We start from the raw sequence: 16,070 nt of genomic DNA, 5'->3' as shown, positions 1-16,070 counted from the left end.
TACGCGCTGGCGGGCTTCGGCGCGTCACCTAGCTGTAATTTTTCTGTCACACGGATTCACTAAATTAGGCGTCCCGAAGGGCCGCTCAGGCCCAGGAACCCTGGCATGAACGACATAGAGAACATGACCGCGAATTCCGATGTGCAACGGCTGGACTTCAACACGTCGTCGCTCAAGCGCAAACGCCGTATCCGGGCGCTGAAAGACCACCTGGCACGCTGGTACGTGTCCATCGGTGGGCTGGCCGTGCTGGGTGCCATCACCCTGATCTTCTTCTACCTGGCGCAGGTGGTCCTGCCGATGTTCCAGGGCGCCGAGCTGGAGGCCCGCGCGGCCCAGCAGCCGGCCTGGCTGGCCGAGGCCGGTGCGCCGCTGCTGCTGGCCATCGAGGAGCAGAACCAGGTGGCCCTGCGCCTGGGCGCCGATGGCCAGGCGCGCTTCTTCAGCCTGCGTGAGGGCACCTTGCTGTCGAGCCAGGCCCTGCCGCTGCCGGCCGGCAGCCATATCGTCTCGGTGGGCCAGGACACGCCCGGTACGCGCCGGCTGGTGTTGGGCCTGGACAATGGGCAGGCGCTGGTGGTCGAGCACAACTACAAGGTCAGCTACCCGAACAACCAGAAGACCATCACCCCCGAACTCGCCTATCCGTTCGGCAACGAGCCGCTGCAGCTCGACCCCGAAGGCCGTCCGATCGAGCGGGCGGCCATCAGCCTCAACGGCAAGACCCTGCTGGTCGCCGGTGCCACCGGTACCGCGCTGCACGCGCAGCGCATCAGCAGCAGCGAGAACCTGCTGACCGGCGAAGTGAGCCTGGAGCAGGAGCGCCTGGATCTGCCGCAGCTGGCCGAACCGATCCGCCAGCTACTGATCGATCCCCGCCATGCCTGGCTCTACGCCATCAGCGGCAGGTCCAGCGCGGACGTCTTCGACCTGCGCCGCAAGCAGCTCAACGGCCGCTACAAGCTGGTCGGCGACAGCCGCGAGATCACCAGCACCAGCCCGCTGCTGGGCGGCATCTCGCTGATGATCGGCGATTCCAAGGGCGGCATCGGCCAGTGGTTCATGGTGCGTGGCGCCGACGGCCAGGCCGAGCTGAAGAACGTGCGCAACTTCAAGCTGGGCAGCAGCCCGATCCGCCAGATCCTGCCGGAAGAGCGTCGCAAGGGCTTTCTCGCCCTGGACGATGCCGGCAGCCTGGGCGTCTTCCACAGCACCGCGCACCGCACCCTGGTCCGGGAACAGGTCGCCGAGGGCGCCGCGCTGGCCGCCATGTCGCCGCGGGCGACCCGCCTGCTGGTGGAGTCCCAGCAGGGGCTGCAGCGCTTCGTGATCGACAACCCGCACCCGGAAATCTCCTGGAGCGCGCTGTGGGGCAAGGTCTGGTACGAGAGTTATCCCGAGCCCGACTACGTCTGGCAGTCGACCTCCGCCAACAGCGACTTCGAGCCCAAGCTGAGCCTCGCGCCGCTGGCCTTCGGCACGCTCAAGGCGGCGTTCTACGCGATGCTGCTGGCCGCGCCGCTGGCGATCTGCGCGGCGTTCTATACCGCCTACTTCATGGCACCGTCGCTGCGCAGCAAGGTCAAGCCGGTGATCGAGCTGATGGAGGCGCTGCCGACGGTGATCCTCGGCTTCTTCGCCGGCCTGTTCCTCGCGCCGTTCCTGGAGAACCATTTGCCGGGCATCTTCAGCCTGCTGCTGCTGATGCCGCTGGGCATCCTCTTCGCCGCCTGGACCTGGAGCCGGCTGCCGCAGGGCGTGCGCCTGGCGATCCCGGATGGCTGGGAAGCGGTACTGCTGATTCCGGTGATCCTGCTGATCGGCTTCGGCTCGCTGGAAATCAGCGGCCACCTGGAGAACTGGTTCTTCGGCGGCGACATGCGCCTGTGGCTGTCCAACGAGATGGGCATCCCGTTCGACCAGCGCAACGCCCTGGTGATCGGCCTGGCGATGGGCTTCGCGGTGATCCCGACGATCTACTCGATCGCCGAGGACGCGGTGTTCAGCGTGCCCCGGAGCCTGACCCTCGGCTCGCTGGCGCTGGGTGCCACGCCCTGGCAGACACTGACTCGCGTGGTACTGCTGACCGCCAGCCCGGGCATCTTCTCGGCGCTGATGATCGGCATGGGCCGCGCGGTGGGCGAGACCATGATCGTGCTGATGGCCACCGGCAACACGCCGATCATGGAGGCGAACATCTTCGAGGGCATGCGCACCCTGGCCGCCAACGTCGCGGTGGAAATGCCCGAGTCCGAGGTGGGCAGCAGCCATTACCGCGTGCTGTTCCTCGCCGCCCTGGTGCTGCTGATGTTCACCTTCGTGATGAACACCCTGGCCGAGCTGATCCGCCAGCGCCTGCGCGGCAAATACGCCAGCCTGTAACCCGATTTCGCAAAAAGGTATCGATCCGTGAAAAAGGATTCGTTGAACACCTGGGTCAAGAGCGGCACACCCTGGATCTGGATGAACGCCGGCGCGGTGTCCATCGCGGTGATCATGACCCTGGGCCTGCTGGCGGTGATCGCCGTGCGCGGGCTGGCGCACTTCTGGCCGGCCGATGTGATCGTCGCCGAGTACCAGATGCCCGGCAGCGAGCCGCGTCTGCTGGCCGGCGAAGTGGTGCAGGCCGAGGAAGTGCCGCGCGCGCGGCTGGCGGCCAGCGGCCTGCCGGTGAACGTCGAAGGCGGCGAGTTCATGACCCGCGAGCTGCTCAAGGTCGGCAACCGCGAAGTCTACGGGGCGGATTTCTCCTGGATCGTCGGCGAATGGCTGAGCGATTCGCGCAAGCCCGCCGACCTGATGGTCCTCGAGCGTCGCGAATGGGGCAATTTCTACGGCTACCTGCTGAATGTGAAGGAGGGCGGCCAGCTGGTCGCCGAGGGCGAGGGCGCCTGGGCCGAGCTGCAACGGCGTATCGACCGCGTCGCCGCACTGTACGCGCAGATCTCGCGGGTCGAGAAGACCGACATCGGCCGCATCAACCACGGCCTCGAGCGGCTGCGGCTGAAGACCCGCAAGCTGGAACTTGACGACCGCCTGGACGTCGCGACCCAGGCGGAACTGGATGCCGAGCGTGCCCAGTGGGACGCCGAGTACCGGCTGCTGGAAGAGAAGCTGGTCGCCCTGCAGCAGCAATTCAACCGCGACAGCATCGGCGTGCGTACCGCCGACGGCCGCGAGCAGGAGATCAGCCTGGGCAAGGTGGTGCGCGCCTTCCAGCCCAATGCCATGTCGACCCTGGACAAGCTGGGCTTCTACTTCGCCAAGCTGTGGGAATTCATCAGCGACGACCCGCGCGAGGCCAATACCGAAGGCGGCGTGTTCCCGGCGATCTTCGGCACCGTGCTGATGACCCTGATCATGGCGGTGATCGTCACCCCGTTCGGCGTGATCGCCGCGGTCTACCTGCGCGAGTACGCCAAGCAGGGTCTGCTCACCCGGATCATCCGCATCGCGGTGAACAACCTCGCCGGGGTGCCGTCGATCGTCTACGGGGTGTTCGGCCTGGGCTTCTTCGTCTACGTGCTGGGCGGCTCGCTGGACCGGCTGTTCTATCCCGAAGCCGCGCCGGCGCCGGTATTCGGCACGCCGGGCCTGATGTGGGCCTCGCTGACGCTGGCGATCCTCACCCTGCCGGTGGTCATCGTCGCCACCGAGGAAGGCCTGGCGCGCATCCCGCGGATGATCCGCGAAGGCTCGCTGGCCCTCGGCGCGACCAAGTCCGAGACGCTGTGGAAGGTGGTGCTGCCGATGGCCAGCCCGGCGATGATGACCGGCCTGATCCTCGCCGTGGCCCGCGCCGCCGGCGAAGTGGCGCCGCTGATGCTGGTCGGCGTGGTCAAGCTGGCGCCGAACCTGCCGCTCAACGGCAACTACCCTTATCTGCATCTGGATCAGAAGATCATGCACCTGGGCTTCCATATCTACGACGTCGGCTTCCAGAGCCCCAACGTCGAGGCCGCGCGCCCGCTAGTCTACGCCACCGCGCTGCTGCTGGTACTGGTGATCGCCGCGCTCAATTTCAGCGCGATCTACATCCGCAACCACCTGCGCGAGAAGTACAAGGCGCTGGATCACTAATCGTTAGCTGGAAACTAGAAGCCTGAAGCTGGAAGCAAGAGCGCTTCGACTTCCAGCTTCAGGCTTTCAGCTTCAGGCTCTTCCCGGAGTGAGCACATGCAACCGAACACCCATGCCATCGACATTTCCGCGCTGGGCCGTGACAAGCGCAGCCTGGACCTGGCCACCGAGCAGGTAGCCATCGAGGTGCCCGACCTGAGCCTGTTCTATGGCCAGAAGCAGGCGCTGTACAACGTCAGCATGAACATCCCCCGGCAGCGCGTGACCGCCTTCATCGGCCCCAGCGGCTGCGGCAAGTCGACCCTGCTGCGCTGCTTCAACCGCATGAACGACCTGGTCGATGGCTGCCGCATCGAGGGCGAGATCAACCTCGACGGCCACAACATCTACCGCAAGGGCGAGGACGTCGCCGACCTGCGCCGGCGCGTCGGCATGGTGTTCCAGAAGCCCAACCCGTTCCCCAAGAGCATCTACGAGAACGTCGTCTACGGCCTGCGCATCCAGGGCATCAAGCAGAAGCGCGTGCTCGACGAAACCGTCGAATGGGCGCTCAAGGGCGCGGCGCTGTGGGACGAGGTCAAGGATCGCCTGCACGAGTCGGCCCTCGGCCTCTCCGGCGGCCAGCAGCAGCGCCTGGTGATCGCCCGCACCATCGCCGTGCAGCCGGAAGTGCTGCTGCTCGACGAACCGAGTTCGGCACTCGACCCGATCTCCTCGCTCAAGGTCGAGGAGCTGATCTACGAGCTCAAGGCCAAGTACACCATCGTCATCGTCACCCACAACATGCAGCAGGCGGCGCGGGTGTCGGACTACACCGCGTTCATGTACATGGGCAAGCTGATCGAGTACGGCGATACCGATACGCTGTTCACCAACCCGGCCAAGAAGCAGACGGAAGACTACATCACGGGCCGCTACGGCTAGCCGGCCATGGCAAACCGCGCTGCGCGTTGTCGGCGGCGCTTGCCGTACTCGTTTGTACTGTCTGCGCGCCGCCTCCTAGCGCAGCACGCTTTGCCAAGGGCCGGCTCGTCCGGCGAGAGAACCACAGTTTCGCAAGGGCTCGATGATGATCAACAAAGACAGCCACACCCAACACATCTCCCAGCAGTTCAACGCCGAGCTGGAGGAGGTGCGCAGCCACCTGCTGGCCATGGGCGGGCTGGTGGAGAAGCAGGTCAACGACGCGGTCACCGCGCTGATCGAGGCCGACTCGGGCCTGGCCCAGCAAGTGCGCGAGGTGGATGACCAGATCAACCAGATGGAGCGCAACATCGACGAGGAATGCGTGCGCATCCTCGCCCGCCGCCAGCCGGCGGCCTCCGACCTGCGGCTGATCATCAGCATCTCCAAGTCGGTGATCGACCTCGAGCGCATCGGCGACGAGGCGACCAAGATCGCCCGCCGCGCCATCCAGCTGTGCGAGGAGGGCGAGTCGCCCAAGGGCTACGTCGAGGTGCGCCACATCGGCGACCAGGTGCGCAAGATGGTGCAGGAGTCGCTGGATGCCTTCGCCCGCTTCGATGCCGAGCTGGCGCTGTCGGTGGCGCAGTACGACAAGACCGTCGACCGCGAGTACAAGACCGCCCTGCGCGAGCTGGTCACCTACATGATGGAAGACCCGCGCTCGATCTCCCGCGTGCTCAGCGTGATCTGGGTGCTGCGCTCGCTCGAGCGCATCGGCGACCACGCGCGCAACATCGCCGAGCTGGTGATCTACCTGGTGCGCGGTACCGACGTGCGCCACCTGGGCCTGGCGCGCATGGCCGAGGAGGTCGAGGGCAGCAGGGAGCGCTGAAGTGCGGCTTGTTGCCATTGTACGGGGTGTAGGGTGCTATTTGCGTAGCGCCCTGTACACCTTCCTCAATAGATGTTCCGAAGCCAGATCGCGGAAGTCGCCATCGGCCATCAGACGGGTGAAGATTTCCTCGTTGCCTTCCATGCGGTCGATCACCAGCCCTTCGAAGGCTTTGCGGAACACATAGCCGAAGTCTTCCAGCGAGTTGGCATTGACCGCCTTTTCCAAGTCCTCGTTGGCGATGGCCTCGGCTTCGATCTGATCGAAGAACAGCTGATCCGCCTCGGTGAAGTTGGTGCCGAAGCGCTCGTTCAATGCCTTGACCAGCTCCGACAGTGGCACCTCCTCGTCGCCTGGCCGGCCGGTGCCGACATCGCTCGGGCCCTTTAGCGCGGTGGCTTCGCCTTGCGTCAGGTCGATGCTGCCCTCGCTGATCTTCTGCAGCCGGTAGTACTCCAGGGTGACCTCGTCGTCCACCTGGTAGCCCGGCCCGCTGGCATCGCGCGGCAGCTTGGTCAGCAGGAAGCGCAGGTAGGTGTACAGGCGCTCCAGTTCGGAATCCTGGTAGGGCATTACCTGAGAGAGGAAGCCATACAGGTTGCGGAAGTTGACCAGCAGCCCCTTGCACTCCAACTGCTCCTCCTCGTCGAGCCGCTTGAATCGCTCCACCGCCAGGTCGAGGATGCCGTTCATCCTGGCCTGGTCGTGCACGCTTTCCTTGCGCTTGCCGGCGAAGTACAGCGCGCAGTAGTCGCGTACCTCGTCGGCGTAGATCAGCTGCAGTTCTTCGATCTGATGCTGCAGGCGGTACAGGTGCTGTGGATCGGTCAGCGCCTCATAGGGCGTCTCGCCGTAATAGGGTTTGAACGCCGCGAAGATTTCCTCGGGCTTGTTGCGAAAATCCAGGACGAAGGTGTCTTCCTTGCCCGGCGCCATGCGATTGAGGCGCGACAGGGTCTGCACCGCCTGGATGCCGGAGAGCTTCTTGTCCACGTACATGGTGTGCAGCAGCGGTTGGTCGAATCCGGTTTGGTACTTCTCCGCCACCAGCAGCACTCGGTACTCCTCACCGGCGAAGGTCTCCGGCAGCTCGCGCTCGGAAATGCCGCCGTTCAGGCTCACTTCCGTGTAGGTCTTGTCCTTGAAGTCCGGGTCTTCCACGCTGCCGGAAAAAGCCACCAGGGATTTCACGTCGGTGTAGCCCTTGCTAGAGATATAGGCATCGAAGGCCAGCTTGTAGCGCACCGCGTGCAGGCGCGATTCGGTGACCACCATGGCCTTGGCCCGCTGGCCGATCTTGTGCCGCACATGGGTGCGGAAGTGCTCGACCATCACCTCGGTCTTCTGGTTGATGTTGTGCGGATTCAGGGTCAGGAAGCGCGCCAGGGCCAGCGCCGCCTTCTTGCGCTGCACCTGCGGGTCGTTGGCGGCGGACTGGGTCAGCTTGTAGTAGGTCTGGTAGGTGGTGTAGTGCGCCAGCACGTCGAGGATAAAGCGCTCCTCGATGGCCTGGCGCATGCCGTATTTGTGGAAGGGTGCCAGGCCGTTCGGCCCCGGCTCGTCGAACACATGCTTGGTCTTGTACTTGGGCGTGGCGGTGAAGGCATAGAAGCTGATATTGGCCTGCCGGCCGCGCTTGAGCATCTCACGCAGCACGCCGTCGTTCTCCTCGTCGGGGTTGTCTGCGCGATACTGCGCGGCGGCTTCCTCGATGCCGTGCCGGTTGAGCACGTACTTCATGTCCATCGCCGTTTCGCCGGACTGCGAGCTGTGCGCCTCGTCGATGATCACCGCATAGCGCTTGCCCTGGGTGCTGATCGCCAGGGCGTTGGGGTTGCCCTGCTGGTTGAGCTTCTCCAGGGTCTCGTTGACGAAGGGAAACTTCTGCAGCGTGGTGATGACGATCGGCGTGCCGCCGGCCAGCGCCTGCACCAGCTGCCTGGTGTCTTCGTCGATCTTCTGCACCACGCCCTGCTTGTGTTCGAACTGGTAGATGCAGTCCTGCAGCTGTTGATCCAGCACGCGGCGGTCGGTGATCACCACCACCGAGTCGAACACCTTGCCGTCGCCGGCGTCATGCAAGCTGGACAGGCGATGGGCCAGCCAGGCGATGGAGTTGGACTTGCCCGAGCCCGCCGAGTGCTCCACCAGGTAGTTGTGCCCGCTGCCATGGCTGCGGCTGTGGGTGATCAGCCGGCGTACCGCATCGAGCTGGTGGTAGCGCGGGAAGATCATGGTTTCCTTGCGGATTTTCTTGACCGCCCCATCGACGACGATGCGCTTCTCGTCCTCCTGCAGGTGCATGAACTGGCCGACGATATCCAGCAGGCTGTCGCGTTGCCACACCTCGCGCCACAGATAGCTGGTGCGGTAGCCGCCGTCGGCGGCCGGCGGGTTGCCGGCACCGGTTTCGGTCGAGGTGATCGGGCAGCCCAGGTTGAACGGCAGGAACACCGTCTTGCCGCCGGACAAGCGGGTGGTCATGAAGGCCAGGTCCTGATCCACGGCGAAATGCACCAGGGCGCGCTTCTTGAACTCGAACAGCTTCTCCTGCGGGTCGCGCTGGGTCTTGTACTGCAGCTTGGCGTCTTCGACGGTCTGGCCGGACAGCGCGTGCTTCAACTCGGCGGTAACGATGGGCAGGCCGTTGATGAACAGCACCAGATCCAGCGACTTGTTGTCCTTTTCGGAGAAGTACAGCTGGCGGGTCACCGATACGCGATTCTGCGTATAGAGCGCCAGGGTATCCGGGTTGAGGCCGTTGCTCGGCGCGAAGAAGGCCACCCGCAGTAGCTTGCCGTAACACTTGAAGCCGTGGCGCAGCACCTTGAGCATGCCCTTGGTATCCAACTCCTTGCACAGGCTGTCGAGCACCAGGGCGCTGGCGCCTTCACCTTGGATGGCCTGCAATGCCTGCCATGCCTTGGGCTGAGTGCGTTGAATGAAGTCCAACACCTGGGCCGGCTCCATCGCGCGGGCGGAGTCGAAATCCTGGCTCTGGCCCTGGCTCAGCCCGGCCTCGTGCAGCAGGGAATACTCGATGGCGTCCTCGAATTGCGCTTCGCTGTGCTTCTTGGCCACGGTCGATCCTTCTGTGAGCTTGGTGGGTGCTTTCTTGCATAGCGCATGTGTAAGTCTGGCCGAGTGATCCTTAAATACATAAATACATATGTAAGGTTTTAAGGCGGTTTCTTACATATGGATTTCTGTGTGTAAGCCTGCCTGGGCTTTCAGGCCATAAAAAGGTCGAAGTAGCGCTGGAACAGGTACAGCCGGTTGCGTCCATAGCCAGTGGTTTCCACCAAAATGTCCAGACTTTCGAGTTGTTTCACCAGGGCAGCAGCGCTCGGATGCGTCACGTCGAGTATCTCCGAGACGTCGCCAATGCTGACCATGGGTCGCTGGTACAGGTGCAGCAGCAGTTTCTTGGCGTTTTCCGCTCGTTTGCCCAGGCTGAGGATCTGGTGTTCCACCTCATGGCGCAAGGTCATGATCGCCATGAAGGTGTTCTTGCTGCTGGTGGCCGTTTCCACCACGGCGGTCAGGAAGAAACGCAGCCAGTGCAGCAGGTCGTTGGAGCTGCGCACCACGGTCAGGGCGTCGTAATAGGCCCCGCGGTTGCGCTCGAAGAAGTCCGACAGGTACAGCGCCGGCTTGTGCAACAGGCCCTTGTCCACCAGATACAGGGTGATCAGCAGGCGGCCGATGCGGCCGTTGCCGTCGAGAAAGGGGTGGATGGTCTCGAACTGGTAATGGCTCAGGGCGATGCGGATCAGGTCCGGCACCTGCACCTGCTCGTTGTGCCAGAACTTCTCCAGGTCGCCCATCAGCTCGGGCACCTCGTTCGGATGCGGCGGCACGAACACGGCGTTGTTCAGGTTGCTGCCGCCAATCCAGTTCTGCGAGGTGCGAAATTCCCCCGGCATCTTATGATCGCCGCGCACACCCTGCATCAGTACCGCATGGGTCTGCTTGAGCACGCGGATGGACAACGGCAACTGCTTGAGGTCGTCGACGGCGGTATTGATCGCCTCGATATAGTTCTGCACCTCCTGCCAGTCGTCGCGCTTCTCCGGCGCCACCTGCTCGCGGCGCATCAGCGCCTCGTCCATCTGCGTCTGGGTGCCCTCGATGCGGCTGGAGGTGTTGGCCTCCTTGGCGATATGCATGCGGATGAACAAGTCCACGTCCGGCACCATCAGCGACAGCGCATTCAGCTCCGCCAGCGCCCGCGAGGCGCGCTCCAGCAATGTGTTGAGCTGCGGGTCGAGCCACTGCCATTCGCAGTTGATCGGCGTCGGCGAAAAGCTCTTGTACTGGTACTGCTGCAGCCACTGGCCGGAGCGGAACTGTTCGACTTGCATCAGGCGACTTCCTTGTCTGCTTCGGGTTCTTGTATCGGTTCCGGCGCCTGCCAGTTGCGCACATCGATCTGACCGGTGACTGCGGCGGTGATTAGGGCGGCGCGGTATTCCTGAAGGCGGGTGATGGCTTGTTGGGTTTTCTCAAGCATAGAGTTGAAACCAACAGTCTTAAGATTAAGAAACTGAACTATGGCTTCCTGTTCCACTTTGGGCGGCAGGGGGATTGGAAAACGCCCCAAGACTCCCATCGCCAAGTTTGGTTGCGCAGATTGAACCGCATATAGCCATGTAATTTCTTTAATAAAACTTGATTCCAGCCAGTAACAAAGATAGTGACTGCTCAGTGAAGATTTGGGCCGAATGAAAGCGATTGCTTGATTGATGTTGGCTGGCAGGATTGAGTCATCAATTATCGCAACTTTCCCCAATGTCGCCCCTGCAATCACAAAGAGCAAATCACCTTGTTTGAGGGTTGATCTAGATAATTTTCTATTTGTTTCTTCGCTAATGAATACTTTGGGAGCCTCGCTGATTGCTTGGCTTGCAATGTTTTCGGCTTTTATAAATCTGACGGGGCCATCTTCTAAAGTATCATGCCCCTCGGTTGAAGGGGTTGTGCCTTTTGATATTGTGCTTGAGTACTCTTTTATCCGGCCTAGCTGCCAGTGCTGAGGAATAGAGTTCAGCCATTCAATGCCAGATTTTTTCATCTTTACATTGATGTCTATTCCTTTGGTAACTACGTGGGTTATTGTGGCGATGCGTTGCTCTTGAAGCTTTTCAATCAGCTCTTTCTTTTTCTCGATCAAACGGTCAATTTTTGCAGTTTTATAATCGAGGAAATCTGAAATTATTTCCTGCTCTAGCAGCGAAGGAAGCCCCACCCGAAAGTCTCTAATGAAGTCATCCGTGACTCGCTTCTGCCCACCGGCTCCCAGCATTTGCGATGCACCTATCTCTCTAAACGCATGGCAGACGCTCAGGTAAAAAAGATAGTTGCGATTCATAGAGCTTTCGCAGCGCAGCACATGGAATTCAGTTGTGCCAAAACCAACGCCATTGGTGAGGCCTTTAGCTATAGCCCCTTTGCCATTTTCAAAGCAAGGCGTGATTTTTGCTATCAGTACATCGCCATCTGCAAAATAGCTGTACCCATTCGAAACCTCTGAAATTTCCTTCTCGACATCAAGGCACAGACCACCGAGCTCCCCAACAGCCTCCATAGGTACAAAAGAGACCGATAGGTTTTCGCTCAAATGTTTAATTTCAGATTTTGTGGGGTTAGTCTGAATAGAAAACCTCAAGCGCTCGACGCCCCAGTGGCTAGGCATTTGCTCCAGCCACTCAATTCCCGACTTCTTATATTCCGGATACCTCCGATACCCCATCAAACCACCTCACTCAGCATGGCCATAATCTCGCCTTCCAGCGCCTTGATCTCCGCCTCGATCTCAGCCAACGGGCGCGGGGCTTCGTACTCATAGAAGTGGCGATTGAAGGGAATTTCGTAACCGACCTTGGTCTTGTCGAAGTCGATCCAGGCATCCGGACGGTAGGGCAGCACTTCGCGGGCCAGATAGTCCTGGCAGTGCTGGCGCACCCGCTTGAGCAGCGCGCTCTTGTCCACCTTGCCCTTGTTGGCGTTGCTTTCGTAATCCAACGGCAGGGGCAGGGCGATATCGGTGGGCAGGCTGACATTCTCGGTGTCGCGCAGGTCGGCATCCGGCTCGGGATTGCCTTTGGCGTCCTGGCAAATGTCGGCTTCGGGGTCCTGCTCGCCCAGGGCACCCTTGGCCAGCAAGGCCTTTCTCAGCGGCGCGCTCCAGCCGATATCGCTGCTCTTGAAGGCGGCTTTCAACAGCTTCTCGAACTCGTCGCGGTTACGGATCACTTCGCTTGCGGCGAAGCGCGGTTTGAGCCCTTCGAGAATGGCGAGGATTTTCGCCTGCTGGGCCTTGCCGGCGGCGATTTCCGCGGCGCTGGCGGCCAGGTCCTTGCGCTTCTTGCTGCTGGCCAGGCCGGCAAAGAAGCTGCCTTCCCTGACCTGCTGGATACGCGCATCGGTAATGGCGAAGTTAAGGCGCAGCGGGCGCTCGACGGTGATCTTCAGGTAGCCGAAGTCGCGGTTGTCGAGAATCCTGCTGACCAGCACGCTCTTGTTCGGATCACGCTTCTTCTTGCGGTCCGGCTCGATATTGGTCTGGATCTCATTGATGCGCAGGCGCTGGTCGTGCTGGAACTCGCCATGGATGCGAGTCAGCGCGTCGATATGGTTGGGCTCGAAGCCACCGTTCTCGGTCTCGCCTTCGCCGAGCTTCTTGCGTTTGTCGCCCAGGCTCTTCTTCATCTTCCAGGCGAAGTCGGCGGCATTGATCAACTGCACCTTGCCCTTGCGCTTGGCGCTCTTGCGGTTGCTGACGATCCAGATATAGGTGGAGATGCCGGTGTTGTAGAACAACTGGTCGGGTAGGCCGACCACGGCCTCCAGCCAGTCGTTCTCGATGATCCAGCGGCGAATATTACTCTCGCCGCTGCCGGCGTCGCCGGTGAACAGCGGCGAGCCGTTGAACACCACGGCGATGCGCGAGCCCGCACCCGGTTCGCCGCCTTCGACCTCGCTCGGCACGCGCTTGCTGAGCATATGCTGGAGAAACAGCAGGGCACCGTCGTTGATGCGCGGCAGGCCGGCGCCGAAGCGGCCGTTGAAGCCGAGCTTGTTGTGCTCCTGGGTGACATAGTCCTGCTCGGGCTTCCATTCCACGCCGAAGGGCGGATTGGCCAGCATGTAGTGGAAGGTCTCGTCGGGGTGGCCGTCGCCGTCGACTATGCCTTCGCGGTTACGGCCTGTGCCCAGCGTGTCGCCGAAGACGATGTGGTTGGTGTCTTCGGCCTTGATCATCAGGTCGGAGCCGCAGATGGCGAAGGACTCCGGGTTGTATTCCTGGCCGTAGAGCCTGACGTCCGCTCGCGGGTTTTCGGCGAGGATGTACTTTTCCGACTCCGACAGCATGCCGCCGGTGCCGCAGGTCGGGTCGTAGATGCGCAGGTGCTTGCCTTCGGCGTAGACCTCTTCCTGGCCGTTGAACAGCAGGTTGACCATCAGCTTGATCACTTCGCGGGGGGTGAAGTGGTCCCCCGCTTCCTCGTTGGCCTGTTCGTTGAAGCGCCGCACCAGGTCTTCGAAGATGTAACCCATGGCCATATTGGGTACGCGGCCGGGATGCAGGTCGATGGCGGCGACGGCCTTGATCACTTCGAACAGACGGTTGGCGTCTTCAAGCTTCTCGATCTCGATGCCGAAGTTGAACTTGTCGAGGATCTTGCGCGCCTTGCTGGAGAAGCCGGCGAGGTAGTTGATGAGGTTGCGCGCCAGATTGTTCGGGTCGGCCAGCAGCTTTTTGAAGGTGAATTCGCTGGTGTTGTAGAAGTTCAGGTCGAACTTGCGGCAAATCATCTTCTCGATCAGTTCGTCGCTGAACTTGTCGGTGGTCTTCAGCAGCTTGTATTCCGCCAGAACCTTGTCCTTGCTGGCCTCCAGCACGCAATCCAGGCGTCGCAGCACGGTCAGCGGAATCATCACCCGACGATATTGCGGTGGGCGGTAGGGGCCGCGCAGCAGGTTGGCGATGTCCCAGATGAAGTCGCTGTGTTTCTTGAAGAGTTCCTGGTGTTCCACTGCTGATCCTTGGGGGCCTTAAAGCAAACGATGGAGTTTATGCTGCCGAACGACCTTGTGCACGGGGGCTAGCGCCGGCGTCAGCGCCTCGCTCAGATAATCGATCAGCACCCGCAGCTTCGGCGGCAGGTGGCGGTTCTGCCGCCACAGTAGCCAGGCCGCGCCCTGGTACGAGCCGGTGTAGCGCCACTCGGGCAACACCTCGCGCAGGCGGCCGTCGGCCAGCGCGGCGGCGGCGGTGAAGTGCGGCAGGCAGGTGATACCCAGGTGGGCCAGCGCCACCTGTAGCCGCGCCTCGCTATGGTTGCTGATATAGCGGCCGCGCACCGTCACCACTTCCTGCCGTTCGCCGCGGCGCAGATGCCAGCGGTTGTCGCCGGCGCTTTCTCCCAGATACAGGCAACTATGGCGCAGCAGATCCTGCGGGTGCTGCGGCGCGCCGTGCCGTTGCAGGTAGTCGGGGCTGGCGCAGAGCAGCTGGCGCACCGGTTCGAACGGCTTGCCGGCCAGGCCGGCGGGCGGCTGGTCGGTGACTTGCACCAGCAGGTCGAAACCCTCCTCGATCAGGTCCGGGCTGCGGTCGTCGATCCGCAGCTGCACGTCGACGTCCGGGTAGCGCTGCAGAAACCCCGGCATCAGCGGGCTGACGACGAACTTGCCATAGGCCTTCGGCACGCTGAGGCGCACCAGCCCGCGCGGGCTGCGCATCAGCCGCTCGCCGATGGCCATGGCGGCCTCGGCCGCTTCCAGCATGGCCCGGCAATGCTGATAGAACTGCGCTCCCGCCTCGTTCAGCCGCAGCTGGCGGGTGGTGCGTTCGAGCAGGCGCAGCGCCAGCGCCTGCTCCAGCCTCGCCACCTGCCGGCTCACCGCCGAGGGCGTGCTGCCCAGCAGGCGCGCCGCGGCGGAGAAGCTACCGGCCTCCACCACGCGGACGAAGACCGCCATGTAGGGCAGCAGGGCTGCGTTGTCATTCGTTCCCATGTGGAACAGGTCCTGTGCTGTTTCGCTGGATTATCGATTGAGGCGCCAAGATCGACAATCGGCGCCCGATGGTTGCAACGAGGGTATTGGAATGAAAGGCGCAACGAAGCAAGGCCTGTGGCTGGCCGATGGCATGCTGCTGATGGTGGCGCTGATCTGGGGCAGCAGCTACGCGGTGGCCAAGCAAGCGCTGCTGTTCTACCCGGTGCTGGGCTTCCTGGCGATCCGCTTCGGCCTGACCTTCATCCTGCTGTTGCCGCAGCTGCGCGGAGCCGGTCGCCGGGCGCTGCGCCCCGGCCTGCCGCTGGGGCTGGTGATGCTGGTGATCTTTCTCTGCGAGACCTGGGGCGTGCTGCTGACCAGCGCCAGCAATGCGGCGTTTCTGATCAGCCTGTGCGTGGTGATCACACCGTTCATGGAATGGCTACTGCTGCGCCAGCGGCCGCACAACACGCTGTTCCTCGCCTGCGCGCTGTCGCTGGCGGGCGTCTGGCTGCTGACCGGCGGGCCGCAGCTGTCGCTCAATCTCGGCGATGCGCTGATGCTGGCCGCCGCGTTGCTGCGCGCGGTGCTGGTCTGCCTGACCCGGCGATTGACGGCCGGCCGGGAAATCCCGGCACTGGCGTTGACTGCGGTGCAGAGTGGAGTCGTTGCGGCGGGCTGCATCCTGCTCGCCGTGTCGCTGCCGGGCGGACTGCCGGCGCTGCCGGTGGAGCCAGGCTTCTGGTTCGGCACGCTGTATCTGGTGCTGTTCGCCACGCTGTTCGCCATGTTTGCGCAGAACCGCGCGCTGGGGCGCAGCAGCGCAACGCGGGTGTCGTTGCTGATGGGCTCCGAGCCACTGTTCGGCGCACTCATCGCCGGGCTCTGGCTGGGCGAGCGGCTGGCGCCGATGGGCTGGGCGGGCGGCCTGCTGATCATGCTGGCGACGGCATGGACACTGCACTCCGGCCGGGCGGCGCCGACCAGGCCCGCCGCTGGCATCGACGACGGCGTGGCGACGCGGGCCTGAGCGTAGGTTGGGTTGAGCGAAGCCCAACGAGCAAGGTTCCCGGCGATACAGCCGTTGCGGCGTGACTTTCGGCATAAGCGATGCCTGCGGGTTCGCGGGCATACCGGAGTGTTGGGCTTCGGCGCCATGCACCTCAACCGCAACCTACGGTGATGT

At 62.7% G+C, this 16,070-nt stretch carries 10 protein-coding genes; 5 read left to right on the top strand and 5 right to left on the bottom strand.

From position 1 onward, the window contains the following. The first annotated feature begins 105 nt into the window (after positions 1-105). The 4 genes from CXK94_RS11340 to phoU all read left to right on the top strand — a co-directional run bounded on the left by CXK94_RS11340 (position 106) and on the right by phoU (position 5,878). A complete protein-coding gene (locus tag CXK94_RS11340; protein ID WP_102894425.1) occupies positions 106-2,382 on the top strand; it encodes an ABC transporter permease subunit in 2,277 nt (758 codons plus the stop codon). Positions 2,383-2,409: 27 nt separating this feature from the next. Further along, positions 2,410-4,080: a phosphate ABC transporter permease PstA gene (gene pstA / locus CXK94_RS11335; RefSeq protein WP_102894424.1), complete on the top strand. Its 1,671-nt coding sequence runs from the start codon at positions 2,410-2,412 to the stop codon at positions 4,078-4,080. Between the two features lie 96 nt (positions 4,081-4,176). Then, the gene (gene pstB, locus CXK94_RS11330) at positions 4,177-5,004 is read left to right on the top strand and encodes a phosphate ABC transporter ATP-binding protein PstB (protein ID WP_037043442.1); all 828 of its coding nucleotides are present in this window, start codon (positions 4,177-4,179) and stop codon (positions 5,002-5,004) included. A gap of 145 nt (positions 5,005-5,149) precedes the next feature. Further along, positions 5,150-5,878, top strand: coding sequence for a phosphate signaling complex protein PhoU (gene phoU, locus CXK94_RS11325; RefSeq protein WP_037043456.1), 729 nt, complete (start codon positions 5,150-5,152; stop codon positions 5,876-5,878). Positions 5,879-5,914: 36 nt separating this feature from the next. On the opposite strand, the gene CXK94_RS11320 is transcribed toward phoU, so the two are convergent. From CXK94_RS11320 to CXK94_RS11300, 5 genes are all read right to left on the bottom strand, one after another. Next, entirely contained in the window at positions 5,915-8,959 is a 3,045-nt protein-coding gene (locus CXK94_RS11320) for a type I restriction endonuclease subunit R (protein ID WP_102894423.1), read from the bottom strand. A gap of 149 nt (positions 8,960-9,108) precedes the next feature. Continuing rightward, positions 9,109-10,242, bottom strand: a complete 1,134-nt coding sequence (locus CXK94_RS11315; protein ID WP_037043440.1) for a Fic family protein — start codon at positions 10,240-10,242, stop codon at positions 9,109-9,111. After that, positions 10,242-11,573: a restriction endonuclease subunit S gene (locus tag CXK94_RS11310; RefSeq protein ID WP_180984416.1), complete on the bottom strand. Its 1,332-nt coding sequence runs from the start codon at positions 11,571-11,573 to the stop codon at positions 10,242-10,244. Before CXK94_RS11310 ends, CXK94_RS11315 begins: the two co-directional genes overlap by 1 nt. A 56-nt stretch (positions 11,574-11,629) precedes the next feature. Then, complete coding sequence (locus CXK94_RS11305) at positions 11,630-13,918, bottom strand: type I restriction-modification system subunit M (RefSeq protein WP_256046032.1); 2,289 nt, start codon at positions 13,916-13,918, stop codon at positions 11,630-11,632. An 18-nt stretch (positions 13,919-13,936) separates the two neighbouring features. After that, positions 13,937-14,902 carry a LysR family transcriptional regulator gene (locus CXK94_RS11300; RefSeq protein WP_102894421.1) on the bottom strand — a complete coding sequence of 322 codons (966 nt, stop codon included), beginning with the start codon at positions 14,900-14,902 and terminating at the stop codon, positions 13,937-13,939. A gap of 91 nt (positions 14,903-14,993) precedes the next feature. Between CXK94_RS11300 and CXK94_RS11295 the strand changes: the two genes are divergently transcribed. After that, positions 14,994-15,914, top strand: coding sequence for a DMT family transporter (locus tag CXK94_RS11295; RefSeq protein WP_102894420.1), 921 nt, complete (start codon positions 14,994-14,996; stop codon positions 15,912-15,914). The last annotated feature ends 156 nt before the right edge of the window (positions 15,915-16,070 follow it).

Source organism: Stutzerimonas stutzeri (assembly GCF_002890915.1).
Lineage (GTDB): Bacteria > Pseudomonadota > Gammaproteobacteria > Pseudomonadales > Pseudomonadaceae > Stutzerimonas > Stutzerimonas stutzeri_AF.
This window is presented reverse-complemented; position numbering and strand designations above follow the sequence as displayed.

What these genes read in the sequence shown, in the direction of transcription:
- CXK94_RS11315 (WP_037043440.1), bottom strand. Translation starts at nt 10,242, where the DNA reads ATGCAAGTCGAACAGTTCCGCTCCGGCCAGTGGCTGCAGCAGTACCAG.
- CXK94_RS11295 (WP_102894420.1), top strand. Translation starts at nt 14,994, where the DNA reads ATGAAAGGCGCAACGAAGCAAGGCCTGTGGCTGGCCGATGGCATGCTG.
- CXK94_RS11310 (WP_180984416.1), bottom strand. Translation starts at nt 11,573, where the DNA reads ATGCCTAGCCACTGGGGCGTCGAGCGCTTGAGGTTTTCTATTCAGACT.
- pstB (WP_037043442.1), top strand. Translation starts at nt 4,177, where the DNA reads ATGCAACCGAACACCCATGCCATCGACATTTCCGCGCTGGGCCGTGAC.
- CXK94_RS11300 (WP_102894421.1), bottom strand. Translation starts at nt 14,902, where the DNA reads ATGGGAACGAATGACAACGCAGCCCTGCTGCCCTACATGGCGGTCTTC.
- phoU (WP_037043456.1), top strand. Translation starts at nt 5,150, where the DNA reads ATGATCAACAAAGACAGCCACACCCAACACATCTCCCAGCAGTTCAAC.
- CXK94_RS11340 (WP_102894425.1), top strand. Translation starts at nt 106, where the DNA reads ATGAACGACATAGAGAACATGACCGCGAATTCCGATGTGCAACGGCTG.